Annotated in this window: 29 protein-coding genes and 1 other RNA gene; 19 read left to right on the top strand and 11 right to left on the bottom strand. The window is 38.0% G+C overall.

Going from position 1 to position 24,795, the window contains the following annotated elements; translation table 11 throughout:
• Window positions 1-169 precede the first annotated feature (169 nt).
• The 7 genes from ACXITR_RS07750 (at window position 170) to pth (ending at window position 7,127) form a co-directional block, all read left to right on the top strand.
• Window positions 170-2,914 (top strand): phycobilisome rod-core linker polypeptide, encoded by a 2,745-nt coding sequence (locus ACXITR_RS07750; protein ID WP_457996665.1) that lies wholly within the window; start codon window positions 170-172, stop codon window positions 2,912-2,914.
• A 98-nt stretch (window positions 2,915-3,012) separates the two neighbouring features.
• Window positions 3,013-3,228 carry a hypothetical protein gene (locus tag ACXITR_RS07755; RefSeq protein WP_457996666.1) on the top strand — a complete coding sequence of 72 codons (216 nt, stop codon included), beginning with the start codon at window positions 3,013-3,015 and terminating at the stop codon, window positions 3,226-3,228.
• Window positions 3,219-3,566: a type II toxin-antitoxin system PemK/MazF family toxin gene (locus ACXITR_RS07760; RefSeq protein ID WP_457996667.1), complete on the top strand. Its 348-nt coding sequence runs from the start codon at window positions 3,219-3,221 to the stop codon at window positions 3,564-3,566. Before ACXITR_RS07755 ends, ACXITR_RS07760 begins: the two co-directional genes overlap by 10 nt.
• A gap of 189 nt (window positions 3,567-3,755) precedes the next feature.
• Entirely contained in the window at window positions 3,756-4,562 is an 807-nt protein-coding gene (rpsB, locus tag ACXITR_RS07765) for a 30S ribosomal protein S2 (protein WP_457996668.1), read from the top strand.
• Between the two features lie 224 nt (window positions 4,563-4,786).
• Window positions 4,787-5,449, top strand: a complete 663-nt coding sequence (gene tsf, locus ACXITR_RS07770) for a translation elongation factor Ts (RefSeq protein ID WP_457996669.1) — start codon at window positions 4,787-4,789, stop codon at window positions 5,447-5,449.
• A 126-nt stretch (window positions 5,450-5,575) separates the two neighbouring features.
• Entirely contained in the window at window positions 5,576-6,472 is an 897-nt protein-coding gene (locus ACXITR_RS07775; protein WP_457996670.1) for a hypothetical protein, read from the top strand.
• Window positions 6,473-6,530: 58 nt separating this feature from the next.
• Window positions 6,531-7,127, top strand: coding sequence for an aminoacyl-tRNA hydrolase (gene pth / locus ACXITR_RS07780; RefSeq protein ID WP_457996671.1), 597 nt, complete (start codon window positions 6,531-6,533; stop codon window positions 7,125-7,127).
• A gap of 125 nt (window positions 7,128-7,252) precedes the next feature.
• On the opposite strand, the gene ACXITR_RS07785 is transcribed toward pth, so the two are convergent.
• A complete protein-coding gene (locus ACXITR_RS07785; protein ID WP_457996691.1) occupies window positions 7,253-8,575 on the bottom strand; it encodes a four-carbon acid sugar kinase family protein in 1,323 nt (440 codons plus the stop codon).
• 90 nt (window positions 8,576-8,665) lie between these two features.
• On the bottom strand, window positions 8,666-9,337 hold the full coding sequence (locus tag ACXITR_RS07790; protein ID WP_457996672.1) for a response regulator transcription factor: 672 nt from the start codon (window positions 9,335-9,337) through the stop codon (window positions 8,666-8,668).
• A gap of 192 nt (window positions 9,338-9,529) precedes the next feature.
• On the opposite strand from ACXITR_RS07790, the gene ACXITR_RS07795 reads away from it, so the two are divergent.
• Window positions 9,530-10,336, top strand: a complete 807-nt coding sequence (locus ACXITR_RS07795) for a DUF6816 family protein (RefSeq protein WP_457996673.1) — start codon at window positions 9,530-9,532, stop codon at window positions 10,334-10,336.
• Here the strand turns inward: ACXITR_RS07795 and ACXITR_RS07800 are convergent.
• Entirely contained in the window at window positions 10,289-11,041 is a 753-nt protein-coding gene (locus ACXITR_RS07800; RefSeq protein ID WP_457996674.1) for an LmeA family phospholipid-binding protein, read from the bottom strand. The genes ACXITR_RS07795 and ACXITR_RS07800 overlap by 48 nt on opposite strands.
• A 173-nt stretch (window positions 11,042-11,214) precedes the next feature.
• Here ACXITR_RS07800 and ACXITR_RS07805 point away from each other — a divergent pair, with 173 nt between their 5' ends.
• The 3 genes from ACXITR_RS07805 (at window position 11,215) to ACXITR_RS07815 (ending at window position 13,451) form a co-directional block, all read left to right on the top strand.
• Window positions 11,215-11,766: a DUF192 domain-containing protein gene (locus tag ACXITR_RS07805; RefSeq protein WP_457996675.1), complete on the top strand. Its 552-nt coding sequence runs from the start codon at window positions 11,215-11,217 to the stop codon at window positions 11,764-11,766.
• A gap of 671 nt (window positions 11,767-12,437) precedes the next feature.
• Window positions 12,438-12,629: a DUF2949 domain-containing protein gene (locus ACXITR_RS07810; RefSeq protein ID WP_457996676.1), complete on the top strand. Its 192-nt coding sequence runs from the start codon at window positions 12,438-12,440 to the stop codon at window positions 12,627-12,629.
• A gap of 78 nt (window positions 12,630-12,707) precedes the next feature.
• Window positions 12,708-13,451, top strand: a complete 744-nt coding sequence (locus ACXITR_RS07815; protein WP_457996677.1) for a DUF561 domain-containing protein — start codon at window positions 12,708-12,710, stop codon at window positions 13,449-13,451.
• Between the two features lie 83 nt (window positions 13,452-13,534).
• Here ACXITR_RS07815 and ACXITR_RS07820 read toward each other — a convergent pair whose 3' ends face one another.
• The 4 genes from ACXITR_RS07820 to ACXITR_RS07835 form a co-directional block, all read right to left on the bottom strand.
• Window positions 13,535-14,077: a DUF4330 domain-containing protein gene (locus ACXITR_RS07820; protein ID WP_457996678.1), complete on the bottom strand. Its 543-nt coding sequence runs from the start codon at window positions 14,075-14,077 to the stop codon at window positions 13,535-13,537.
• Window positions 14,078-14,179: 102 nt separating this feature from the next.
• Window positions 14,180-15,706, bottom strand: a complete 1,527-nt coding sequence (locus ACXITR_RS07825; protein ID WP_457996679.1) for a WD40 repeat domain-containing protein — start codon at window positions 15,704-15,706, stop codon at window positions 14,180-14,182.
• Between the two features lie 10 nt (window positions 15,707-15,716).
• Window positions 15,717-17,117: a magnesium transporter gene (mgtE, locus tag ACXITR_RS07830; protein WP_457996680.1), complete on the bottom strand. Its 1,401-nt coding sequence runs from the start codon at window positions 17,115-17,117 to the stop codon at window positions 15,717-15,719.
• Window positions 17,118-17,348: 231 nt separating this feature from the next.
• A complete protein-coding gene (locus tag ACXITR_RS07835) occupies window positions 17,349-18,746 on the bottom strand; it encodes an aromatic ring-hydroxylating dioxygenase subunit alpha (protein ID WP_457996681.1) in 1,398 nt (465 codons plus the stop codon).
• Between the two features lie 169 nt (window positions 18,747-18,915).
• On the opposite strand from ACXITR_RS07835, the gene ffs reads away from it, so the two are divergent.
• An RNA gene (gene ffs / locus ACXITR_RS07840) (signal recognition particle sRNA small type) lies at window positions 18,916-19,013 on the top strand.
• A gap of 75 nt (window positions 19,014-19,088) precedes the next feature.
• On the opposite strand, the gene ACXITR_RS07845 is transcribed toward ffs, so the two are convergent.
• Window positions 19,089-19,415: a hypothetical protein gene (locus ACXITR_RS07845; protein ID WP_457996682.1), complete on the bottom strand. Its 327-nt coding sequence runs from the start codon at window positions 19,413-19,415 to the stop codon at window positions 19,089-19,091.
• A gap of 35 nt (window positions 19,416-19,450) precedes the next feature.
• Between ACXITR_RS07845 and rsmI the strand changes: the two genes are divergently transcribed.
• Complete coding sequence (gene rsmI, locus ACXITR_RS07850) at window positions 19,451-20,287, top strand: 16S rRNA (cytidine(1402)-2'-O)-methyltransferase (RefSeq protein ID WP_457996683.1); 837 nt, start codon at window positions 19,451-19,453, stop codon at window positions 20,285-20,287.
• Between the two features lie 369 nt (window positions 20,288-20,656).
• Complete coding sequence (gene hemH, locus ACXITR_RS07855) at window positions 20,657-21,820, top strand: ferrochelatase (RefSeq protein WP_457996684.1); 1,164 nt, start codon at window positions 20,657-20,659, stop codon at window positions 21,818-21,820.
• A 62-nt stretch (window positions 21,821-21,882) separates the two neighbouring features.
• On the opposite strand, the gene ACXITR_RS07860 is transcribed toward hemH, so the two are convergent.
• Both ACXITR_RS07860 and tatA read right to left on the bottom strand, forming a co-directional pair.
• Window positions 21,883-22,095 carry a hypothetical protein gene (locus ACXITR_RS07860; protein WP_457996685.1) on the bottom strand — a complete coding sequence of 71 codons (213 nt, stop codon included), beginning with the start codon at window positions 22,093-22,095 and terminating at the stop codon, window positions 21,883-21,885.
• A 2-nt stretch (window positions 22,096-22,097) separates the two neighbouring features.
• Window positions 22,098-22,271, bottom strand: a complete 174-nt coding sequence (gene tatA, locus ACXITR_RS07865; RefSeq protein WP_457996686.1) for a twin-arginine translocase TatA/TatE family subunit — start codon at window positions 22,269-22,271, stop codon at window positions 22,098-22,100.
• A 111-nt stretch (window positions 22,272-22,382) separates the two neighbouring features.
• Here tatA and ACXITR_RS07870 point away from each other — a divergent pair, with 111 nt between their 5' ends.
• Window positions 22,383-23,120, top strand: a complete 738-nt coding sequence (locus ACXITR_RS07870) for a phycocyanobilin:ferredoxin oxidoreductase (protein ID WP_457996687.1) — start codon at window positions 22,383-22,385, stop codon at window positions 23,118-23,120.
• A 98-nt stretch (window positions 23,121-23,218) separates the two neighbouring features.
• Here ACXITR_RS07870 and ACXITR_RS07875 read toward each other — a convergent pair whose 3' ends face one another.
• Entirely contained in the window at window positions 23,219-23,473 is a 255-nt protein-coding gene (locus ACXITR_RS07875; RefSeq protein ID WP_457996688.1) for a DUF3146 family protein, read from the bottom strand.
• A gap of 376 nt (window positions 23,474-23,849) precedes the next feature.
• Between ACXITR_RS07875 and psbE the strand changes: the two genes are divergently transcribed.
• Genes psbE through ACXITR_RS07895 form a run of 4 tightly spaced genes read left to right on the top strand, consistent with a single transcriptional unit; the run spans window position 23,850 to window position 24,539 of the window.
• Window positions 23,850-24,095 carry a cytochrome b559 subunit alpha gene (psbE, locus tag ACXITR_RS07880; protein WP_457996689.1) on the top strand — a complete coding sequence of 82 codons (246 nt, stop codon included), beginning with the start codon at window positions 23,850-23,852 and terminating at the stop codon, window positions 24,093-24,095.
• Window positions 24,096-24,121: 26 nt separating this feature from the next.
• Window positions 24,122-24,259: a cytochrome b559 subunit beta gene (gene psbF, locus ACXITR_RS07885; RefSeq protein ID WP_193799438.1), complete on the top strand. Its 138-nt coding sequence runs from the start codon at window positions 24,122-24,124 to the stop codon at window positions 24,257-24,259.
• A gap of 9 nt (window positions 24,260-24,268) precedes the next feature.
• Window positions 24,269-24,388, top strand: coding sequence for a photosystem II reaction center protein L (locus tag ACXITR_RS07890; RefSeq protein ID WP_457996690.1), 120 nt, complete (start codon window positions 24,269-24,271; stop codon window positions 24,386-24,388).
• 34 nt (window positions 24,389-24,422) lie between these two features.
• A complete protein-coding gene (locus ACXITR_RS07895) occupies window positions 24,423-24,539 on the top strand; it encodes a photosystem II reaction center protein J (RefSeq protein ID WP_069790254.1) in 117 nt (38 codons plus the stop codon).
• Window positions 24,540-24,795: the final 256 nt, after the last annotated feature.

Consider the following 24,795-nt stretch of genomic DNA (forward strand, 5'->3'; position numbering starts at 1 on the left):
TGTCCATTGTCCATTGTCAATTATTAATTGCCCATTCCCTTATCCAGTATTGCTTAGAGTAGGTAAAAAATGAAACAAAACTTAATAAAACTCCTAAGAAAGCCCAAAAAGATTTAATCTAAATAGAACGAATTGATTAAAAAACAAAGTTTTAAAATAAAAAGAGTCAATGACTATAAAAGCAAGTGGCGGTAGTTCCTTAGCGAAACCGCAATTATACCAAACTGTAGCTGTATCCACTATTATTCAAGCAGAACAGCAAGATCGCTTCCCCGATCAAAGAGAGTTAGGTGAATTAAAAACATACTTTGATTCTGGTTTAAGAAGATTGGCGATCGCCGAAATCATCACCAATAATTCAGACGTAATAGTTTCTAGGGCAGCTAACCGTATCTTTACCGGTGGTTCTCCCATGGCATTCTTTGAAAAGCCTCCCGCTCAAGCACCCTCAATGGTTTTGGCAGGGGTAGGTGGTGGGAATGACGTACCTAGCGACATCAAAGCTGCCCAAAATTCCACCGCAACCTTTGTGGAAGAAAAAACTAAAACCAAAGCAAAAAAAGGTAACTTCTTCACAGGTTTATTTTCCTCCTTCTCCTCAGCTCCCAGTTTGGGTGCTATCCCTCCAAACTTTAGACCTATTAACGTATCCCGTTATGGTCCTAGCAACATGACCAAGTCCTTAAGGGATATGTCTTGGTTTTTGCGCTATGTGAGCTATGCGATCGTATCAGGAGATCCTAACATTCTTGTGGTTAATACCAGAGGACTAAGGGAAGTCTTAGAAAGAGCCTGTTCCATTGATGCCACCGTAGTTGCACTCTTGGACATGAAAGCATCCTGTCTAGGTTATTTTCAAGGTGACGCAGAAGCAAAAGAAATCGTTACCCAATACTTTGACATTCTTCTTGCCGAACTACAAGCACCCACCCCAGCCAATAAAATACGCCAAAGATCATCTAAAGATTTACAAGGCTTACAACTACCTCAGAGCTACTTCAATGCAGCCGAGCGTCGTCCTAAATTTGTGATGAAAACTGGCTTATCCACCATCGAAAAAAATGACGTAGTCAAAGCGGCCTATCGTCAAGTATTCGAGCGTGACATCAGCAAAGCCTACTCTCAATCTATCTCTTACCTTGAGTCTCAGGTAAAAAATGGCGACATTTCCATGAAAGAATTTGTCCGCCGTCTTGCCAAGTCTCCTTTATACCGTAAGCAATTCTTTGAGCCTTTCATTAACTCCCGTGCCTTAGAACTGGCTTTCCGTCATATTTTGGGTCGTGGTCCTTCCTCCCGTGAAGAAGTGCAACAATACTTCTCCATCGTTTCTAACGGTGGTTTACCTGCCCTTGTGGATGCCCTCGTGGATTCCCAAGAGTATGCCGACTACTTCGGAGAAGAAACCGTACCCTACCTCAGAGGTTTGGGAGTAGAAGCCCAAGAATGTCGTAACTGGGGAATGCAACAGGATCTGTTTAACTACAGCGCTCCCTTCCGCAAAGTACCCCAATTCGTCACCACCTTCGCTAAATACGATCGCCCCTTACCCGATCAACACGTTTACGGTTCTGGAAACGATCCCCTCGAAATTCAGTTTGGAGCGATTTTCCCCAAAGAAACCCGTAATCCTAGCAGCGCCCCTGCACCCTTTAGTAAAGATACCAAACGTATCTTAATCCACCGTGGACCTGGTATCAACAACCAGAATAGTAACCCCCGCGCCCGTGGAGAATTTCCCGGCACCCTAGGTCCTAAAGTAGTTCGTCTAAATAATGAACTACCCGGAGCAAGTAACGGTTTAGGAGTTAAATTTGGCGAAAGCTCCACCCAAGCGGTTATTAAAGCCACCTATCGCCAAGTATTTGGTCGTGATGTTTATGAAGGACAAAGATTAAAAGTAGCAGAAATCAAGCTCGAAAACGGTGAAATCTCCCTCCGAGACTTTATCCGTATGTTAGCTAAATCCGAGCTATTCCTCAAAACCTACTGGACTCCTTTCTATGTGTGCAAGGCGATCGAATATATCCACCGTCGTCTCCTAGGTCGTCCTACCTATGGTCGTAGCGAAATGAACCCCTACTTCGACTTAGCATCCAAAAAAGGCTTCTATGCCCTCGTCGATGCCATGATCGATAGCAAAGAATATTCCGAGGCCTTCGGGGAAGATACCGTACCTTACGAGCGCTACCTCACCCCCAACGGGTTACAAATGCGTAACGCCAGAGTAGGTACCATCAGAGAAGATATAGGTCAAAGAGTAGATAAAGAAGTAACCCCCAGATTTATCGAACTCGGACAAGTTAACAACTTCCGTACCGAACCCGACGTTAAATCCCGTGTAAACCAAGGTGTAACAGTCCAACGTCAACAAACCAAAGTATTTAAACTTACCAACAACGTTGACAAAGTAGCCCTTAAAAATGCCATTCGTGCCGCCTATCGTCAAGTATTCGAGCGCGACGTTGAACCCTATGTAGTTAGTGCTAACTTCACCAACTTAGAAAGTAAACTCGGCAACGGCGAAATAAGTGTTAAAGAATTTATCGAAGCTCTCGGTTGCTCCGATTTATACCTCAAGGAATTTTATACCCCCTTCCCCAATACCAAAGTAATCGAATTGGGTACTAAACATTTCCTAGGTCGTGCGCCCATGAATCAAAAAGAAATTCAACACTACAACCGTATCCTTGCCAGTCAAGGTATTCGTGCCTTTATCACTGCATTGGTCGGTAGTATGGAATATTCTCAAGTATTTGGTGAAGATACCGTGCCTTATCGCCGTTATCCCACCTTACCTGCGGCTAATTTCCCCAACACCGAAAGACTTTATAACAAGTTAACCAAACAGGATAATGAAGTAGTAGTACCTAGTTTTGCCCCTGCCACTGGTACAGCAGCATCTATTAAGTAATATTGCTAGTCTGAATTTCAATTCTTTGTAGGGTGGGCATTGCCCACCTTATTTTTTTGTATACTAAAATAGTATTAGTTATTAATAATTAGTCAAAAATGTCCATCAAAGAATTAATACACAATCAGGTCAATAATCTTTCTGAAAATGACCAAAAAAAAGTTCTTGAACTAATTTGCTCCCTTCAACAAAAAAGCGATGTCAGCGAAGCTAGAGAATGGAATAAATTTTCCTTAGAACAAGCAATGAAAGGTTTAGAGAATGAAACTTTTCCAGAATATACCGAAGCAGATTTAATCGAAAAATGGCAATAGCAGGACAAATAGTGCTGTTTAAGTTTCCGCAAACAGATTTAATTATTGGCAAGAAAAGACCTGCATTACTATTAAAATTATTATCTAATAATTATCAAGATTGGTTGGTTTGTATGATTTCTAGTAAAACAGGACAGGAAATCATGAACCTAGATGAAATTGTGTCCCCCCTTGATTCAGATTTTCCAAATACGGGGTTAAAAACAGAAAGTGTGATCAGAGTTTCAAGATTAGCAGTAGTATCTCAAACAATATTTTTAGGATACATTGGGCAAGTTTCTCCTCAAAGATTACAGAAAATACAGAAAAATTTGGCACACTGGATTTTAAAAGATTGACATCTCTTTGAATATTAATATTCGCTATTACCCACCTTATTTTTTATGGCTAACGATGGAAAAAAAATGATAATTAAGTTAGACTAGGAGAGTTGTAAAAAATTCACATATCTAGGATGTCGGGTGTTTCTGACAGAGAAATTTTAATCGCCTAGATAGAGGATAAACCCGAATAAAGGAGAAAATCAAATGCCAGTAGTTAGCTTAAAAGAGCTATTAGATTCTGGTGTTCACTTCGGACACCAAACTCGCCGTTGGAATCCCAAGATGTCTCAGTACATCTACACCGCTAGAAATGGGGTTCATATCATTGACTTAGTACAAACCGCCCAATTAATGGACGAGGCCTATAACTACGTCAAAAAAGCCGCTGAAAGCGGTAAAAAAGTTTTATTTGTAGGTACTAAACGCCAAGCTGCTGGTATCATCGCCCAAGAAGCTGCCCGTTGTGGTGCATTTTACATTAACCAACGTTGGTTGGGGGGAATGCTAACTAACTGGGAAACCATTAAAGCCCGTGTTGCTCACCTCAAAGATTTAGAAGCCCTCGAAGAAAGTGGTGCATTAGATAGAAGACCTAAAAAAGAGGCTTCCGTATTACGTCGTGAGTTAACCAAACTCAGAAAATACCTTGGTGGTATCAAAGATATGAACAGGATTCCTGATCTTGTTATCATTGTCGATATTCGTCGTGAACATAATGCCATCAAAGAATGTCAAAAACTCAATTTACCTGTGGTATCTATGTTAGATACTAACTGTAATCCTGAGTTGGTTGATTTACCTATTCCTGCGAACGATGATGCTATTCGCTCCATTAAGTTAATCATTGGTAAATTAGCTGATGCTATCTATGAAGGGCGTTATGGCAAGGCAGTAGCAGAAGGTACGGTGGATGAGTTTCTTGAGTCTGTGGAAACCATTGAATCTGCTGAAGATCAAGGTTATGAAGATGAGGATTACTCTGACACCGAAGGTGGTGGCGAAGAGGAGTAATTTTTCCTGATTGACAACTTCACCGTTGACGATGTAACTTTTACTTACGGCTGATGGTATCTATAATATAGGTGCTTTCGGCTGTGGGTAAACTTTGTTTTGATTTCCGTTGTATGGTTAATGGGTAAATCTTGTTTCCAGAAAAACTGAGAGTATGGGACTCGATTTATGTAATGATTATTTAAGATAATTTTAAGATTTAATACCAAATAAAGTAATTAATTATGGCAGAAATATCAGCAAAGCAAGTAAAAGAGCTTAGAGATAAAACCAATGCAGGGATGATGGACTGCAAAAAAGCTCTCAAGGAAAGTGATGGCGACATGGCAAAGGCTATGGAGTGGTTGCGTCAAAAAGGTATTACCTCGGCTGAGAAAAAAGCTGGTAGAGTTGCCGCTGAGGGTATTGTAGAAAGCTACATCCACACTGGGGGACGCATTGGGGTAATTGTTGAGGTAAACTGTGAGACTGATTTCGTAGCTAGAAGGGAAGATTTTCAAGGTCTTGCCAAAAATATTGCTATGCAAATCGCTGCTTGTCCTAATGTGGAATATGTCAAGATTGCTGATATTCCTCAAGAAATTGTGGATGAGGAAAAGGCGATTGAAATGGGCCGTGATGATTTGGGTAACAAGCCTGACAATATTAAAGAGAAAATTGTTGAAGGTAGAATCCAAAAACGTTTGGGCGAAATGTGCTTACTTTCTCAACCCTATGTAAGAGACCAAAGTATTACCGTTGAGGAGTTAATTACTCAGCAAGTGGCGACTATTGGTGAAAATATCCAAGTTCGTCGTTTCTCTCGCTTTATCTTGGGTGAGGGTATTGAGAAGGAAGAAACTAATTTTGCTGAGGAAGTAGCCGCTCAAACTGGCGGTGCTGTATAGGTTTTTCTACAGTATTTAAATTAAAAGCCTCATAAATCTTTCCCCCTTTGCCTGATGGCTACTCCTTGTTGGGAGATAGGGGGATTTTGATTATTTGTTGTTTATGGATGTAGGGTATCAGTGGTAATGGCTAAGTCAATCAAGCAGTTACGGGATGATTTGACGGTGTTGGATACGGAGGTTAGGTTATTGGGGAAGGAGTTATATGGTTTATATGGGGAATATATTGAACATTTTGCTCCTGTGGTGGCTAGACAGTTGATTTTGGCTAGTTATCAGATATGTACTCAAAAGTATCCTGATCATTTTTTACCTTTGAGTTATCAACAAAAGGTTGATTTACAGGGGAAAATTAAGGGGTTAGGGAAGATTTTTTTGGGGAAGTTATCTACTTATTTGACAGAAATAGATGTGCCTGATGGGGAACTTTTTGTTAATTTTCCTGAAAGTTTAACGGGGGTTAGTCCCCTAGAGATTGAGTCGGAGGGGGATGGGGAGGTTAATAGTTTGGAGGCTAGTATTGAGGGTTTAAGTGCGGAAATTTTACCTAGGGTTAATTTGTTTGCTGATGTCTTGAATCCTGATGATATTTTGCGTTTTTATGAGGAGATTGAGGATTGTTTAGGGGAGGTTTTAACGGAGATTTCTTCTGGGGTTAATGATTTGTTGAAGGAGTATAATATTCTTCCTGCTCAAATTCCTGCTCAGGTTTTGGAAATGGCTCTTAAAAATAAGGATAGCTCTAAGGGGGTTGCCGATTCTCCTAATCTTCTTTGTTTGGTGGTGGAAAAGGAGGATATTGTGCGAAAGGAGATTAAGGATATTACCCCTGTGGTGGCTATTTGTTTACGCTTGGGGGAAATTGAGTTTGGTAATAATCGGTTAAGTCGCGATCGCACTAAAATCGTTGCTATTATCAATAAGTTAAACGCTTTACAAAAACGCTATGAACGTATTACCAGGTTATATGCGATCGCACAGGCGGAGTCTCAATGGCGTAGTTGTTGGAGTGAGGAGAGTTAGAAATTGACAATTAACAATGGACAATGGACAATTAAAGTCAGATTGTAGAGCTTGATTAATGAAAGAAGAAAAACAAAAAAAAATAGTTATTCCTCATCTAATTGTGGGTTTGGGTAATCCTGAGTCAAAATATGACAAAACTAGACATAATATCGGTTTTGAGGTGGTTGATTATCTAGCCGATAAATGGGGTTTTAGTTGGCAAAAAAATAGTAAGTTTAATGCTTTCTTTTGTGAAGGTATAGCCCCCCATCGTCAAAAGGTAAGACTATTAAAACCCTTAACCTATATGAATCGCTCTGGGCAGTCTGTACGGGCGGTGTTGGATTGGTATAAGTTAACCCCTGACGAAATTTTGATTGTTTATGATGATATGGATATTCCCCTAGGTAAGATTCGATTAAGGCTTTCTGGCTCGGCGGGTGGTCATAATGGGATGAAATCGATTATAAGTCATGTAGGGGGTCAAAAATTTCCCCGTTGTCGTATCGGTATTGGGAAATCTGAGGGCAGAAAGGAAACGGTGGGTCATGTTTTAGGGAAGTTTTCCCCTGATGAAGTGCCTATTATACAAGATTTGATGGCGGTTACTCAAGGGGCGATCGAGCTTAGTTTAAAGGATGGTATTGAGAAGTCGATGAGTTTGTATAATTAATGGGGAATAGTTGTCCATTCATAAGCTAATTATCTCTATTTTTAATATACAAATAAAAAAACAATGGGCTTAAGCCCATTGCCCATAAACAATAAATAAAAGTACCGTTTACTAAATCGGACTCACTAAACCTTGTTTAAGCGCTGATAAGCAGTAACTAAACCATCTTTATCTCCCACATTTCCCGGGAATAAAACCACTGGCAGATTAGGGAATAAATGATGATTAGCGGGGGTAGTAATTACTGAGCATCCAGGGAGAATTTGCCCTAATAACCTAGCTTCCTTAAGGCTTAAACCATCACTTAAAACATCATTGGAGGTGATACCTCCTTTACTGATTAAAAAGCCAATATCTTGGGGTAATCCTTTGACAATTTCCATTAAAAGACTTGATACTTGCTTACCAAATTCTAGGCGGGTGGTAATGTCTGCAAAGGTTAGTTCTTCTCTACTGGTATAAATAGCAGGGGTTTTACTGTTTGATAGGGCTTTTTTTACCGCTTCTAGGGCTTGACTAATGATTTCTTGGCGAGCATTGGGGTTGTCTCGGAGTAGTGCTACGTCAATTTCAATGCCAAATATTTCAGGTTGTTGTAATAGTTGGTTTAGTTGTTGGGTGGTTTTTTTGACGTGGGAACCTACTAAAATAACTCCAGTGTCATGGGTGGGTTTATATTTACCCATATTTTCGGCTTCTATGGGCTGTTTGCCCACTCCTGCAAGGGAGGTTAGGATACTAGCGGCGCTACGGAAAAGAAATTTTTTACCTTCCCCCGCAACGGTGAGTAAGTCTTGGGCAAATTTATCTAAGTCGGATTGAGTTTCACCGTCCACCGCACAACATTGATTATGGCTTAGTTTTCTAAGTCTTTCTTCGCTGCCTTTTCTAATGTCTTCTAATAAGAAACGTTGTACTTCTTGGGGTTGTATTTTTCCATGGGTTTTTTCGCTAACGTAGTCGGGTAAGTAGCTGTAACTATAGCCAAATACGGAGTCTTGGGCAAATTCGGTTTCGTGGACGGGGGTTTCTACTCCATCGATGATTAGATAATGGATGCTATGGCGGGTAATTCTGCCCCCTTCAAAAAAGGCTGGAATGAGAAAATGAGCGTCAAAGTCTCCTAATTCTTGGGCGATGGTGTCGGTTTCGATGGGGTAATGCCCTCTGAGGGTAGAGTCAGAGCGACTTACAATGACGTAGTCTTCTATGGCTTCAAGGGCGATCGCACTTTTGAGATTACGACATACTTCTTGGGTAGTACGTTGAGCTTCTTGGGGATTTAAAGCCCTTGTGTTGGTGAGAATAAAGAAAATGGGAGATTCATCCCGTAAACCATCTCGAAGGGTATCCACATCCCACTGCATTAATAATAAGCAACTATGGACAGTTTGAGAACCAGTGGGGTCATCGTCTAATACAATTATTTTAGGCTGTTTATTCATAATTTCGCAGTTTTGGGAGTGTAACCATGGGAATAATTTTAATTATTCTTTTTTTAATTGTTCATGGTCAACGGTTCATTGTCAATTGTCAACTTATTCTTTAAGGACGTAGCCTACTCCCCTCACGGTTTGAATCAGTCTTTTTTCTTTATTGGCTTCTAATTTTAACCGTAGATAACGCACATATACTTCGATAATGTTGGAGTCTCCCCCAAAGTCATATCCCCATACCCTCTGTAAAATTTGATCCCGGGTTAAGACTTCCCCTGCATTAGAAATAAGGTACTCTAGTAAATCATACTCCGTTGCGGTTAAGTCTATGGTGCGATCGCCCCTTTTTATTTCCCTCGTGCGACGATTTAAACTAAGATCGACAAAATGCAATAAATCTGGATCTTCTTCACTACTACGGCGTAAACTAGCCTTTAACCTCGTCAACAAATCGTCAATACTAAAGGGCTTTAATAAATAATCATCCGCCCCCGCATCCAATCCTGCTACCCTATCGTTAATATCATCTTGGGCAGTCAATATAATAATCGGTACTTTGTCACCCCCTAGACGTAAACGGCGACACACTTCTAAACCCGATAATCCGGGTAAAGCACCGTCAACTACAATCAAATCAGGACGAGATTCCCTAGCCATGGTTAAACCCATAACCCCATCCTCGGCAATTATCACTTCATAGCCCTGATATTTTAATCCTTCTTGCAAAAACTTGATTAGCTTCTGCTCGTTTTCTACAATCAATATTTTACTCATAAGTTTAATTATGACTAACATATAGTCAATTTTACAATATTCTGTATTTAACACAGATAACAAAATAATAAAAATACTTAGTTAATGTGGTATTTATAATTAAATCAGTTTTACTTACGGTATATAGTTACAATTAGCTAATAATTTCTAATTTATTTATCAAATTAAATCATCTAAAAATTAACATAAATAATGCCTAAATTTATTCAAAAAATATTTTTATTAACCGCCTTCATTTTTACTTTTTTTGTCATTAACGTTAACCCAGTCCTAGCAGAAAGTTTAGAACATAGAATTAATAGTTATCCTAACTGGAATAATCAAATATCTTTACCATCCCCAGAACAAGAATTAATTTATCCCCATTGGTTTGAAGGAGATTGGCAAGTTGAGAATATTTTAAAAGAACAAATAGCACCCCTCGCCCCCAAGTTTGAAACCCCCGGTTTTTCAAAAAATGCGCAGTATATCGATCAAAATATAATTTTTAATGTGAAATTTATTCCCACCGTTATTAATAGTAATTTCGATAGTTTTTTACCCACGACAATCAATAATAATAAAATAATTGTCCCAGATCGAGGTTTTAATGCAAGGGCGATCGCCCGGGCTTATTTAGGAGAAGAAAACGTAAAAAATGTCATCATTAATCAGAACAATTCCACCGAACAAATAACCAAATTTAGTGAAGAAAATGAATTAATTTCCACCATCATAGGCAGACAACAAAAAACCGTTAATGAAAAAGAATTTATCACCAGTGAAATTACTAGACAATTTTTCCGTCGCCCGGGCAATATTTACATTAATATAGTGGAAACGACGACTAAATATGAAAAAATAGACCCTAATCATATTAAAGCAAAACAATATACCGCCGTTTATTTATCTCCCCAAGATCCAGATTATTTTATCGCATTTAATCAACCCGTTGCCCTTTATTTTTACGAGTTAAACCTTACCCGTAGGGAAATGGGTAATTCCAGCCAAAGCAGATAAGCGTAACATACCCTCAGAAAAATCGAGACTATTTACCCGTAAAGAAATACCATCAATGACAAAATGATCTAAATTAAAAACATCACAAATTTGAGAAATAAGAGCATCAATAATAATGGGAGACAATCCCTTACCCTCCACATACTCTAACTCCTCGAGCAAAACACCATTACCCTGATCACAAATAATCGGCTTAAATAAAAGACATACCCTCTCCATGGTATTAGTTTCCTTCACCAATACCGCCGCCTCGATCATGATACGATGATCCGCTAAGATACGACAATTAATATTTTCAAATTTAATATGAACAGGGCGATTATCCACAGAAACATCATACCGAGAGGCAACACCATTGAGATAGCCAATATTCAAAGCGGTACAAATATCCTTCTCCGTAAGAATAATACAGGCATTGCCCTCACTGGGTTTTGTTAACTGTACATTGCCCATCAAAGCCTTGAGGGGGTTAACTCCTATGTCATGGAGACTGATATTCATTTGCTCTAAACTCAAACCCCTTTTCATTATCAACCCTTCTCCATTAATCTCTAAGGATTCAAGAATGCCTTTACGGAGATTTTGACGACTAACTTTTACCGTTACACTCAAGTCTCTTGCCTGTGTTACCTGAGTTTCAAAAGCCTTTGTCGCTATTTTATTAATTGTTGCTTCCCCAATATCATTAAGGTTTGGTAGTGCCATTGTTTTATGAGTATTTGCTGAAAATGATTAAGTATTGTAACATTGTTTTTAGCTACTAATTAAAACTAAAACAGTCTTGACAGTGTTTAAGTTCTAATAGCTGCTAATTTTAAAAGTTCGTTGAGTATATATACTTAATTTTACTTTAATGCAATTATTGATTATCCTTTTTTATGCTTAGAAAATCTTTAAAATTTTTGAATAAAAAATATGGTTTGTTAATTTACTCTCTTGGTTATTTTGTTGTTTTATCTTTACCTTTAATAGGTTGCGAATTAAATAGCTCAAAAGCTGATTCCCAAGAGGTTGTGGTAGAAAACTCCCATATTATTCCTGAGTTACCCATCACCGCTAAGACTATCATTAATGGTGAACAAATCGATTTAGAAGTGGCAAAAACATCGGCACAACAGGCTCAAGGTTTGATGTATCGTGATTCTATTGCCCCTGATAGGGGTATGTTATTTCCTTTTGAGTTTCCCCGTCGGGCTAGTTTTTGGATGAAAAATGTTGAGATGCCCCTTGATATGATTTTTCTTTATCGGGGTGAGGTGGTTTCTATTGAGGCAAATGTTCCTCCCTGTGAAAGGGAGCCTTGCCCTATTTATGGTCCAGAAGCTATCGTCGATAATGTTTTGGAGTTGGCTGGAGGTAGGGCGGAGCAGTTGAATATTCAACAGGGCGATCGCATTTTGATCCAGTTTTTAGAAGATTCTGTAAAATAGACTACACAAAATCAAAAAAATAAACTATAATATATCTTCAAAAGTTTTAGCCTCAAAAAAAATCTTTCGAGGATAATCGATTTAGCTAGGGATTAACCTTATTAAGTTATCTATTGATTAAGTTAAATTAACTAAAATCAGAGTTTATTTACAATAAACCTTAAAAGGCGAACATAACATCATCAATTGATAAGTTTTGTGACTAAAATAATAATAAAAAGATAATTAGATTTATTCTGAATTTTAATTAATTTAGGCTATTAATTATCGTCAGACTTTAACTAAAAATAACAGTATCTAGTCACCCCAAAACTCAAAAAATAACTATTAATAAGCTAATAAATCTAAAAATAAAACAAAATTCTTATTAAGTTTATTAAGCAATAGTTAAATAAAAGGGGACATAGCATTTTATCTGTTAGGATATTGTTCACTATTAGTTACTGAGCTAATCAAACGCTGGAGTGAGGTTTACTATAAGATTTGCTTGTGTGTACCCCATAGAAGAGTAGCACTAGCACCATTAATAAAATATTAATAACCCCTATAATTTTTTACAATTATATGTTGTAGGGAAAGTTTTATATATATTTGTCGGTCAAATTAATAATAGAAATTATCATTTTTTACGGTCAATTTAACACATTTAAAGAATATTAGGAAAATAAACCATGCCCCCAACTATCTACTCTAATTTTATAGAATTTCTCACCGAAGAAATCAACCTTTCTCCCCAGTCGATTGCCGTTGCGCAACGCTCTGTGGAACAAAACACTGAGTTAATGCCCATGGTATTATGGCAATATGGTTTAATTACCATTGAACAGTTAGATCGTATCTGTGATTGGCTAGAAAAGTTTTAGGTTTCCATAACCCCGACCACAAAACAAATTTCTTTCTTCTGATATAATTAATTTCTTAAACACTACCATGGTATATGTATGAGTCTTAAGAATTTAAAAAATGCGATCGCACAGAAAAAAGCCCTTAAAGTAATTAGCGGTTTAAACAACTTTGATTTAGCCAATGTAAAGGCAGTGTGTAAAGCAGCAGAGTTAGGGGGAGCTACTTTTGTGGATATTTGCGCCGATGTAGAAATCATCAAAGCAGTAAAAAAATCTATTAATCTCCCTGTATGTGTAAGTGCCGTTGAGCCTCAATTATTGGTAAGTGCCGTAGAAGCAGGGGCAGATTTAGTAGAAATCGGAAACTTTGACAGTTTTTATGCTCAGGGTATCAACTTCAGTGCGGAAGATGTCTTAAACCTCACCCGCCAAACCCGTGCTTTATTACCTAATATTCTCCTTTCCGTTACCGTACCCCATACCCTTGCCCTTGATGAGCAAGTAGAATTAGCTCAAGCATTAGAAGCGGCCGGGGCAGATATAATCCAAACCGAAGGGGGTACAAGTTCTAATCCTATTCATAGTGGTATCTTAGGATTAATTGAAAAAGCAAGTCCTACCCTAGCTGCAGCCCATGCTATTTCTCGGGCGGTAGAAATTCCCGTTTTATGTGCCTCTGGTTTATCTGACGTTACAGTACCTATGGCGATCGCCACTGGAGCGTCTGGAGTGGGCGTAGGCTCTGCGGTAAACAAACTTAATGACGAAGTAGCCATGATTGCCGTTGTGCGTAATCTAGGGGAAGCCCTCCATCAATCCAAGGTTGGCTCTGTCGCTTAATTGATAGCACATATTTGCTAAAAAGTCAAGTATTACGCTGTATTTCCACCCATGAAAAATAAATCAGGGTGGTTATTTTTTTACTAACTATCCGCCTCAGTAACATTTATTACGGTGCCTCGGAAATTGTAGCGAGCATTATCCAACTCCAACACCGTACCTATTTTTACTTTTTGATTAGCGATAACATAACCATCATTGGTAAGTTGTCCATTGCCTGTCATGGTTAAAATCATATCAACACTATTTTTGACGATGGGGCGTGGATCTAACTGAGCATTTACGCTACCATCAGGTTGGGTAACGGTGACATAGTTAGGCAATTCTTGGGCAGACTCAATTTTTAATCTTCCAGCAGGTTCATTTCTAACGATAACACTTACTTCGGCATCATCATTAAATTCAGCGATGGTATCATCGGAGTCAGTAGTATTTAGCCCCCTAACGATAAGGCTAACTTGAACTTTTTCAGCCCTACTTCCGCCCCCTGTAACCTGAGCGATAGAGCCTGATGGGCCTGGTACAATAAATATACCCACTATTACTAATAGTATAACTGCGATCGCCCCTAGGTCAAGGATATTCACCTTCCCAAATAAACGACCTTTACCATCGATGATTTTCATAATATTTTTTCTACACCGTAAAACTTCAAATATTATATCTTAATCAGTATTAGATGACAGATTTAGGGTTTCAGGGAACAATTTTTGCCCATTTCCCATGGGCTATTCCCCATTGAGAGTCTTAGTTTGTTGCCAAATTTTGATAGTGCCATCAACACCCCCAGCCACTAAAATTTCTCCATCCTCACTGAGGGCAAGGGAAAAGATGCGATTATCTTCCCCAATTTTTAGATGTCCTAATTCCTTACCCGTGGCACAATACCATATCTTTAAAAGTCCATCTACCCCCACAGTATATAACAACTGATCATCGGGATGAAATGCCAAATCCATCACCTGTCCATGGTGTCCTTGTAATTGGAGGGAGGGAGATATTTCTTGGAAAAGATTAAAAATGGAGGGGGGCAGATACCAAATTTTTACATCTCCATTGGCACACCCTACGGCAACATATTCCCCCGATGTACTAATGGCAATAGATTCTAAGGATATTAAATTATCTACCAACACCGCTAACTTTCGATTACTATTGATTTCCCATACAGAAATGGTGCCATCTCCCCCACCACTTACCATAATACCAATTTTATCATTAAGGGCGATCGCATTTATAGCTCCATTATCGTCATAACAACTATCAATTAAATCCCCTTTTATCAAATCCCACTTTTTCAAAGTTTGGTCATAACTACCACTAATTAGATAATTATTTTCTGGGGCAATGGCTAAACCATGAATAGAGCCTGTATGGTCAGTTAAAGTATGTTCTAACTTAAATTTTAATTGTTTTTTTCCCTTTTTTTCCAAAGACCAAATCTTTACATCTTGATCTAAACTTCCTGTGGCAATACCATGGTCTAAATAGTTAGTTTTATGGGTAGATACCGTTAGTAAACCCTGCTCTGAGCCTTGGATAGCATCTACCTCTGTACCATCTTCTAAAGACCATAATTTTAGATATTGATCCCAAGAAACACTAACTAAATATTTTTTATCAAAGGTAACACTTAAATCCGTAACCGATTGATTATGGGCTTCTATAACATGAATACATTTCCAAGCAAGTCTAGGGGGTGAATCATAATTATATTCTGGTAACTTTTGATGGATAATTTCAGGACTAGGTAATTTTATACCATCATCATTTTTTACCGTACCACCATAATTTGACGAATCGACATAGGGTAACTTTTGTTCAATGATAGTCACCCTCTCCACCAAATCATTTTTATTCACATAGTCAATCATACTCGTCACCGATTGATTAATGGTAGCAATGTCTTTTTGCAAAGAGGCAATTACTTCATTGTCCGATAATCCCACCTTTGCACTAGATAAAGGAGATTGATGGATAGATGTTTTACTAGCTAAAATATTTACTCGATTATTAACTTCTGCAATGTGTTCGGAGAATTTTTTTAGTTGAATATTAAGGGCAGCTGCTATTCTTTTTTTGTTTCTATACTCCAATGATTTACGATTAATTATATTTAAAATTAATATTAAAGCAATAAAAAATATAACTACAAAATTTCCTTGCCAATTATCATTAACTATCAGTAAAATTAATAAAATAAGACTAGCAATATATTCCCCAATCTCCCACCAACTCAAATTTTTAAACATCATTCCCTCTCTCCTAAAATGGTAATAAAATACGGGCGATAGTAAAATAGATTAATACCCCCAAAACATCCACCGCCGTAGTGATAAAGGGTGCAGACATCAAAGCAGGATCTAATCCTAAAGAGCGGAATAAAAATGGTAATGCCGAACCCGCCACTGAAGCTAAAAGAGCGATCGCCACTAAACTAAATCCTACCGTTATACACACCATTAAATTTTGATTTGTTTGCGGTAAAAAATAAGCCCAAATAGTAGCCAATACCCCCAATATTAAACCTAACAATAAACCTGCAATAGCTTCCCTAAAAATGATTTTTGCCGGTCCATAATCATTAACTGCATCAGTGCTTAATCCCCTAATTACCACCGTAGAAGATTGAGTACCAATATTACCCCCTGTGCCAATTAATAAAGGTATAAACGCCGCCAACACCGTTACCTGTGCCAAAATATCTTCCTGCGCCCCAATAATGCCCCCCGTCACCGTATTAGTCAACAGTAACACCAACAACCAAACAACCCTTCTTCTCGCTACCGTAAACAGATTAGTCTTAAAATAACTACTATCCCCATCCGACTGCACCGCCCCTAGGGCATAAATATCCTCCGTGGCTTCCCTTTCAATAATATCAATTACATCATCCACCGTGACGATACCCACCAAACGTGACTCCTTATCTACCACAGGCACCGCCAAAAAGTCATAACGTTGAATCAATCGAGCGACTTCCTCTTGATCCATATCCGTATTAACATAGACTAACTCTTTAGTTAATACCTTATCAAGGGTATCATCAGGGGAACTTACCACCAAATCCCGCAAAGAAACGATGCCCAACAAGTGACGAGAAGCATCGGTGACATACATATAATATATCAACTCCGAAGCCCTAGCCTCCGAGCGAATTTTTTCGAGGGTTTGTGCCACCGTAAAATCTTCCTTAAGGGCAATATATTCGGGAGTCATCATTCTCCCCGCTGTATCTTCCCCATAACCCAGTAACAAATTAGTTGCTTGTCTTTCTTCTGGGCTAAGTTGCTCTAAAATACGACTAACTACCACCGCAGGTAATTCATCAAACAGTTTTGCCCTATCATCAGGGGACATTTTATCAACAATATCTAAGACTTCTTGACGTTTGAATTCCTGAATCAAAGATTCTTGGCTGTTATAGTCTAAATGCTCATATACATCGATGGCTTCGGTTTTACTCAGAAGTCTAAAAGCAATTAGTTTTTGGGTTTCAGGTAAATCTCCGATGGCTTCGGCTATATCAACTGGTTGCACGGGTATCAATAACGATTTCGCCCCCTCAAGATTGTTTTTATCTAACATTAATCTGAGTTGCGAATTGAGTAATTCCCTTAACTCATGACGAGAATCTTGTTTATTAATAGTTATATTATCACTCACCTAGTTCCTCCCTTGATAGTTGGCATCGGATTATTTTTACTGACATTTAATTTTAGCGAATGTTAGTTATTGTGAAAATTTTTCTCAGGAATTACCACCATCACCAATTAGTTATACCCTTTTTGTAAAAATTATTGATTGATTAGCCCTATAGCTGTCTTAAATGATTTGTTATGGTTAGGACAGACTCAAAAATTAATTTATCCTAACCAGCGGTGTAGAATAATTTTACTATTTTTTGAAATTTCTTGGAGCTATTATTTGTCCTTGATAAAACTTTTGTTCTATTTTTCCCAGGTAAAAGTACAATAAAATACTAATTAGGTTGAATGGGACAATACCATAGATAATTGATTGAAAGTCATTTCCTAAATTAATAGTTATAAAAGGTAGAGTTGACCAAATGATAGCACTAATAATTAGTAAAAAATTACGTATTTTTTTGATATTTTTAAGGGCTTGACGACAACTAGCACATTTTTCCGTATGGGAATGGTAACGCTCTAATAAAGTCTCATGGGGAGGAGTGGAAGGTAAGGTTTGATGGGGGAACAATTCCGCATTATATTTATTGATCCATTGTCTAAATTCTGTTACATATAAATCTGCTTTAGTTGGTAAATAACAGGCTTTTTCATACTTTTCGCTACCTCCTAATTTTTCTAAATATCGCTCTTGGTAATGGAGAAAAATTTGATCATCCTCAAGGATAGCATTTTGATTCAGATGGGAATACCAACGAGGAGTTAATTTTATAAAAAATTGAGGGATTTTAGATGAAAATTGAAAGGGAAAACGGGCAAATAAACGGCATTTACCTTTACTAATGGGGGTAGCATAAACCACTGTCATAGTGCGTCCAAATTGTTTTGATGTTAAATCATGCCACATTAAATTTGGAGCAACAAAGGTAGTATATTGAGTACCTAGCTTACCTTTTCTGGGCCCTTCCTGCCATACCCCTTCAAATCCTTGTCTATTACTGTTGATAATTTCTAATTCTACCGTAGAAACATTGGTGCGATCGCCCACAGAGCCATGATGGGTATAGGGAATATGACTAGAATCTAGGACATTTTCCAATAAAGTGAGGGCAGAATAAGGAATATCCCGAAAAGTATTCAACACTAACCACTTATCCTTATCCTCCTCCAAAGGAGCTACTATGGGAATAGGAGTTTTATCAGCATTATCAGGATTACCAGCATAAACAAATAATAAATCCTGCTCAACCTTACAAGGGTAAGACTTAACACAAGCCCGAGAGGAAGTATGCGCCCGTTGATTTTCCTTTTGTTGGGGTATCACCTCACAATTTCCTTCCCCCGAAAAAGTCCAACCATGATATGGACATTCCAATAAACCCTCTTCATTAATTCTACCTTCGGTTAAAGGGGCTAGACGATGGGGGCATTTATCCGTAAACACTCGCCATTGAGAAGTTTTTTCCTCCCACCAAATGACAATATCTTCCTCTAATAAGGTAAAAGCGTTTGGTCTAGTTTTATCCAAATCCTCCACAAAAAAAACAGGATACCAAACCTCTTGATAATTAAAATTATATTCATCCTCTCCGCCCACGGGTAAAACCACGGGAGCATTCACTTTTTCAAGGGTAGATTGTGTCATATTGAGCAAACTATTTTTGACTAACTATTACAAAATGTTAACAAAAATTCTTACTCGCCTAAATTTTTATATACTTCCTTGGCTTTTTTCCCAAAAGTATGATCTAAATATTGAACAAAAGTAATTTTTTCCTTGAAATGTACCCTTAAAATAAGCTATAATGGTATTTGACTCGGACTTATGCAGTTTCGACGCTCAAACCTTGTCAGGACCGGAAGGTAGCAGCAATACGGGATGCTTGAAATGGGCGTAAGATTCGGGTCTTTTGGATTGCTAGAACTGAAGTAATGGTTCTATAAGAAAAATCCCTGTAACTTTACGGCAGGGAAATAGAATCTACTACTATTGTAAATATTGTTCTAAGTCTTCAATGAGACGGGTTAATTCTGCTTCGGAAGTTACCCTTAGGCGTTCATCTCGGATCGTGATTAAAACTTTGGCGGCGAAAGGACTAGGATATATATTAGGATTACAAAAAATTTCTAAAAAAACTTCCCCTGTGTGTTGATACTCCATGGGTTTTTTGGCACTAGGTTTGGTGCCTGTTTGAGCATTATCTTTTAAACTTTGTATTAGTGAGTTAATTTCTTGTTTCAATTTTAAACCTGCTTCTTGGCTAAAGTTAAAGGAAACTGAGCCTTGGTTGAGGTTAATGGTAAACTGGTTCATGGGATTTTTTTGTTAGTTATTCTTAGGATTTTACATTGACAGGCATACTTTATCTAGTGGCAACCCCCATTGGCAATCTTGAGGATATGACTTTTCGGGGGTTAAAGGTTTTGGAATCGGTTGATTTAATTGGGGCGGAGGATACCCGTCATACGGGCAAGTTATTACATCATTTTCAGGTGAAAACCCCCATGGTTAGTTATCATCAACATAACTATCAAAGTCGGGTGGCAGAGTTTATTCCTCGACTCAAGGGGGGAGAAAGTATTGCTTTGGTGACGGATGCTGGTACTCCTGCTATTTCTGATCCTGGATACAATATGGTTAAGGCTTGTATTGGGGAAAATGTGGAGGTTGTGCCGATTCCGGGGGCAAATGCGGCTATCAATGGTTTAATTGCTTCTGGTTTACCGACGGAAAGATTTGTTTTTGAGGGTTTTTTACCTATTAAGAAGAAGTTACGAGATGGATTATTGTCTGAGTTGAGGAATGAAAGACGCACGATTATTTTTTATGAGTCTCCCCATCGTCTCAAGAAAACTTTGGCTGATTTTTTAGGGGTGTTTGGTGCTTTACGAGAAATTACCCTCGCACGGGAGTTGACTAAGTTACATGAGGATTTCTGGCGGGGTACCATACAAGGTGCGATCGCCCTAACCCAAGAAAAAGAACCTAGGGGAGAATATACTATTATTGTGGCGGGAAATAATGAGGAAAAATTTGAGCAGCTATCCACCGAAGAAATCAAGACAAGATTAATTACCCTAATAGCAGAGGGTATGGGTAAGAGTGAAGCAAGTCAGCACCTCGCAAAATTAACAAATCTATCTCGCCGTGAAATTTACCGTTTATCCATTGATATTGACCCCTAGAAATCTATCACTATTTTTAATGGTTGTTCCCCATAATTACTAAAATACCCCCAAAGCTAGAAAATTAAGGATATTGCCATCATAAATCGGAACTAGATTCTCTTTCCCTAAACTTATTTTATTGCTAAAGATTATATATTAAGCCTCACCATGTACTAACTATTATTCGTTGCTGTGTAAAGTATCTATGATTACTAAATTAATTTATAAATTAACTTCTATGAAGTTTTTTGTCAAAAAAAGTTATCATTATCATAATAATTCCTAAAATTAAAACCAGATAAGTATTATTTCATTCACAAATTAAAAGCAACAATAAGATATTGTTACACTTAGTAAAGAAACTTAAAAAAAATCAATATTAATATTATGGCTCGGACAGGAGTATTATTGTTAAATTTAGGTGGTCCAGAAAAATTAGAGGATGTGCGTCCTTTCCTCTATAACCTATTCTCAGACCCTGAAATTATCCGCCTACCTTCCCCCCTATTACAAAAGCCCCTTGCATGGTTAATTTCCACCCTCAGAAGTAAAAAATCCGAGGAAAACTATAAAGAAATTGGGGGAGGCTCACCATTATTGCAAATTACGGAAGCTCAAGCTCAGGCTTTACAAGCAAGGCTAAAAGGGCAAGAGGAAGATATTAAAGTGTATGTAGGCATGAGATATTGGCATCCTTTCACCGAAGAGGCGATCGCCCAGATTAAAGCCGATAACGTCCAAAAATTAGTAATTCTACCCCTTTATCCCCATTTTTCCATCAGCACTAGCGGTTCTAGTTTTCGGGTACTAGAAGAAATGTGGGCAAAAGACCCTGAACTACAAAACATCGAATATACCCTAGTACCATCATGGTACGATCATCGCAACTATCTAGCTTCCATGACAGATTTAATTAAACAGGAACTAGAACAGTTTGAAAATCAAGGGCAAGTCCATATCTTCTTTAGCGCCCATGGTGTACCAAAAAGCTACGTAACCGAAGCAGGAGATCCTTATCAGGAGGAAATTGAGCGGTGTACAGAATTAATTATGAAAAACTTGAACACCGAGAATCCTTATACCCTAGCCTATCAAAGTAAAGTAGGGCCTGTGGAATGGTTAAAACCCTATACAGAAGATGCTTTAATTGAATTGGGACAACAGCAAATTAAAGATCTCTTAGTAGTTCCCATTAGCTTTGTTTCTGAACATATCGAAACGTTGCAAGAAATAGACCTAGAGTATAGAGAAATAGCCGAGGAAGCAGGAATCACTAACTTTAAAAGAGTACCAGCCCCCAACACTCATCCCGAATTTATTGATGCCCTTTATAATCTAACCACTGAAGCATTAGATAAAAATCCCCTGCGGTTTGACGAAATTACCCGTCCCAAGAAAAATATGAAAATGTATCCCCAAGAAAAATGGGAATGGGGTTTGACCACCGCCGCCGAAGTATGGAATGGACGTTTAGCGATGTTAGGGTTTGTGGCATTATTAATTGAACTCATGAGTGGTCATGGTCCTTTACATTTTGTTGGTTTATTATGATCTAGTTAGGGGCGGAAAATTTCAGTGATTTTCCCTCCTTAAAATGACCATTGAAATTATCTTCATTTTTTCTTTTTATAGGCTTTTGCTGAAGCTCTAATCCAAATCGTCATGGCAATCCCTAAGGGAATGACACCAAAAATAATCCCTGTGGTGACGGGGTTATCTTGAGCTACATTAGATGTCATCATTACTCCCAAAATTAAAAAACAATAAATTAAACCAAGGAAGGGTAAACCTATTACTAGAAGAGCGAAACGGGTATCTTTATCCATGGTTAATAGTCTTTGTTATCATCCCCATCATCATCAGATTTGTTGCCGATTTCTTCTTTAAAGCCCCGCAAACTTTTACCCAACGCATTACCCAATTCTGGTAGTTTTTTCGGTCCAAAAATCAAGATTGCTACCACCATAATGACTACTAATTCGGGAATGCCTAAGCCAAACATAAGTTGATGCTCCTATTTGTTGTTACATAACGAAAAGATTGGGAGATCAGTTTTTTTGTAAACTGATAACTGCATGATAACCAAAAACTATTATAAAAGTACAAGTTTAAGATGACTCAAGTTTTTAAATCTGACCTGAAACAAAGGTTACATCCTCTTATTAATCAACTAGGTGATGGTATTGTGGATACGTGGCGATCGCACTTAGAACTATCTCCTTACCAATTACCAGAAGAATTAGGCTATGTAGAAGGAAAGCTAGAGGGAGAAAGACTAACCATCCAAAACTGCTGTTTCCAAAGCCGAGAATTTCGCAAAATGCACCTAGAGTTAGCAAAAGTAGGAGAAAACCTCGACATCCTACACTGTGTAATGTTTCCTAAACCAGAATACCCCCTCCCCATGTTCGGCTGTGACATCGTGGCAGGAAAAAGGGGCATCAGTGCCGCCATTGTCGATTTATCCCCCACCAGTGCCGATAAAACCCTATCTCCAGCCTATGAAGAAAAGCTATCTAATCTTGAAAATCCTAACTTCCAAGATGTTCGAGAATTACCCCCATGGGGCGATATTTTTTCTCCCTATTGTTTATTTATTCGCCCCTGCGATGAACAAGAAGAACAAAAATTTTTGAATCGGGTAATTAACTTTTTAACTATCCATTGCCAAAGTGCGATCGCCTCTACCCAAGGCACAGAAGCCGAAAAAAATACCTATTTACAAGGGCAAAAACATTACTGCCAACAGCAACAAAAGAACGATAAAACCCGTAAAATTCTTGAAAAAGCCTTTGGAATTGATTGGGCGCAAACTTATATGGATAAAGTATTATTTGATATTCCCCAATAATATTTCTAGCATAAAAAACACTGATTAGGTGACAGATTGCAAAACGTAAAATAAGCAATTAATTATCTTTTGCCTGTTGCCTCTTACCCCAAGTTAAATTACAGTTTTGCCCTAACCGCAAAATGGTAATCACCCCCCACCTCCAATTGGTAATCACAATGCTCCAGAAAACGAGCCAAAGGCTCTTGAATCAGACTTCGACCAAGGGTAGGCTTAACAGATAGCTTACCCTGCAAAAACTGCCATTCAAACTGCCATTGATAACTACCCGCCTCTATTTCTCCGTATATTTTGCCACTCTGCCAAGATTGATTAGTAATTCTGACGAGGGCAATGGTTTCTGATAGTGCCATAAACTATTTTAGAAAAATTGAAAAAAAATATTAGGATTAAGTAAATTATGAGAAAAAAAGTTTAACTTTTTTAACACTGTAGTATATAAAGAATTGTTAAGCCAAGAATATAACCTTGATAAAGTAAAGCACCATAGATAAAAATTACAACAACAACATAGTCTTAAGAACTAAATCTTTTTCCTATGATTATGATATAATTTACTTAACAGTACTTAATCATCGAATCAAAAAAGTTTAACCATAAACTTAGCAAAAATGAGCAGAAAAACTATTGTTCTATTTGCATGGGTTATTGTGAACAAAGGTACTTCGATATAGTAAATTAGATAAACACATTTAACTAAAAAATTATTTTAGGAGGAAACAGTTTCCTATGGCAGGAGATACAGGAGAACGTCCATTTACCGATATTGTAACCAGCGTACGCTACTGGGTAATCCATAGCATTACCATCCCTATGCTATTCATCGCTGGTTGGTTATTTGTCAGCACCGGGTTAGCCTATGACGCATTTGGCACCCCTCGCCCTGATGAATATTTTACTCAAACCCGTGAAGAATTACCCATCGTAAATGATCGTTACGGTGCAAACCAACAGATTGACCAGTTTACTAAGTAGTTAACATCACAAGATAAAAAAATATTATGACTAGCAGCAACAGCCCTAATCAACCCGTATCTTACCCCATTTTCACCGTTAGATGGTTGGCAGTACATACCCTTGGCGTGCCTTCTGTCTTCTTTGTAGGTGCTATTACCGCCATGCAGTTTATTCAAAGATAGGAGTTATCCATGGAAAGAAATCAAAACCCCAATAAACAAAGCGTAGAATTAAACCGTACTTCTTTATTCTTAGGTTTGTTGATGATTGCCACCCTTGGCGTTCTATTTTCTAGTTACTTTTTCAACTAATATCAATTACTTTATTATTTAGGAGGTTAGGATTATGGGAGATGCAAGAATTCCTTTATGGATTGTTGGCACCGTCGCTGGAATGGGTGCCTTAGCTGTATTGGCACTATTTTTCTATGGTGCTTATGCTGGTGTAGGCTCTTCTTTATAATTTCATTTAATATACACTGATCAAAACCGCTCTAATGTTTTATGGGGCGGTTTTTTTTATCAAAAATTTTGGGTATAAAACCCCGTCATTCATGACGGATTTATATTTCTTGATCGTTAGTATAATGCGCTATAATAAAAATGCAGTAATGTGCGTAAGGTATTCAAGGGATTGACTTCCCTAGCTTCTTTCGTCGGGACAAATATCGCCCAAGAAAATGTAATGGTGACGCGCTTGGTAAGTTAAAGCATTGATA

Source organism: Cyanobacterium sp. (genome assembly GCF_054166785.1).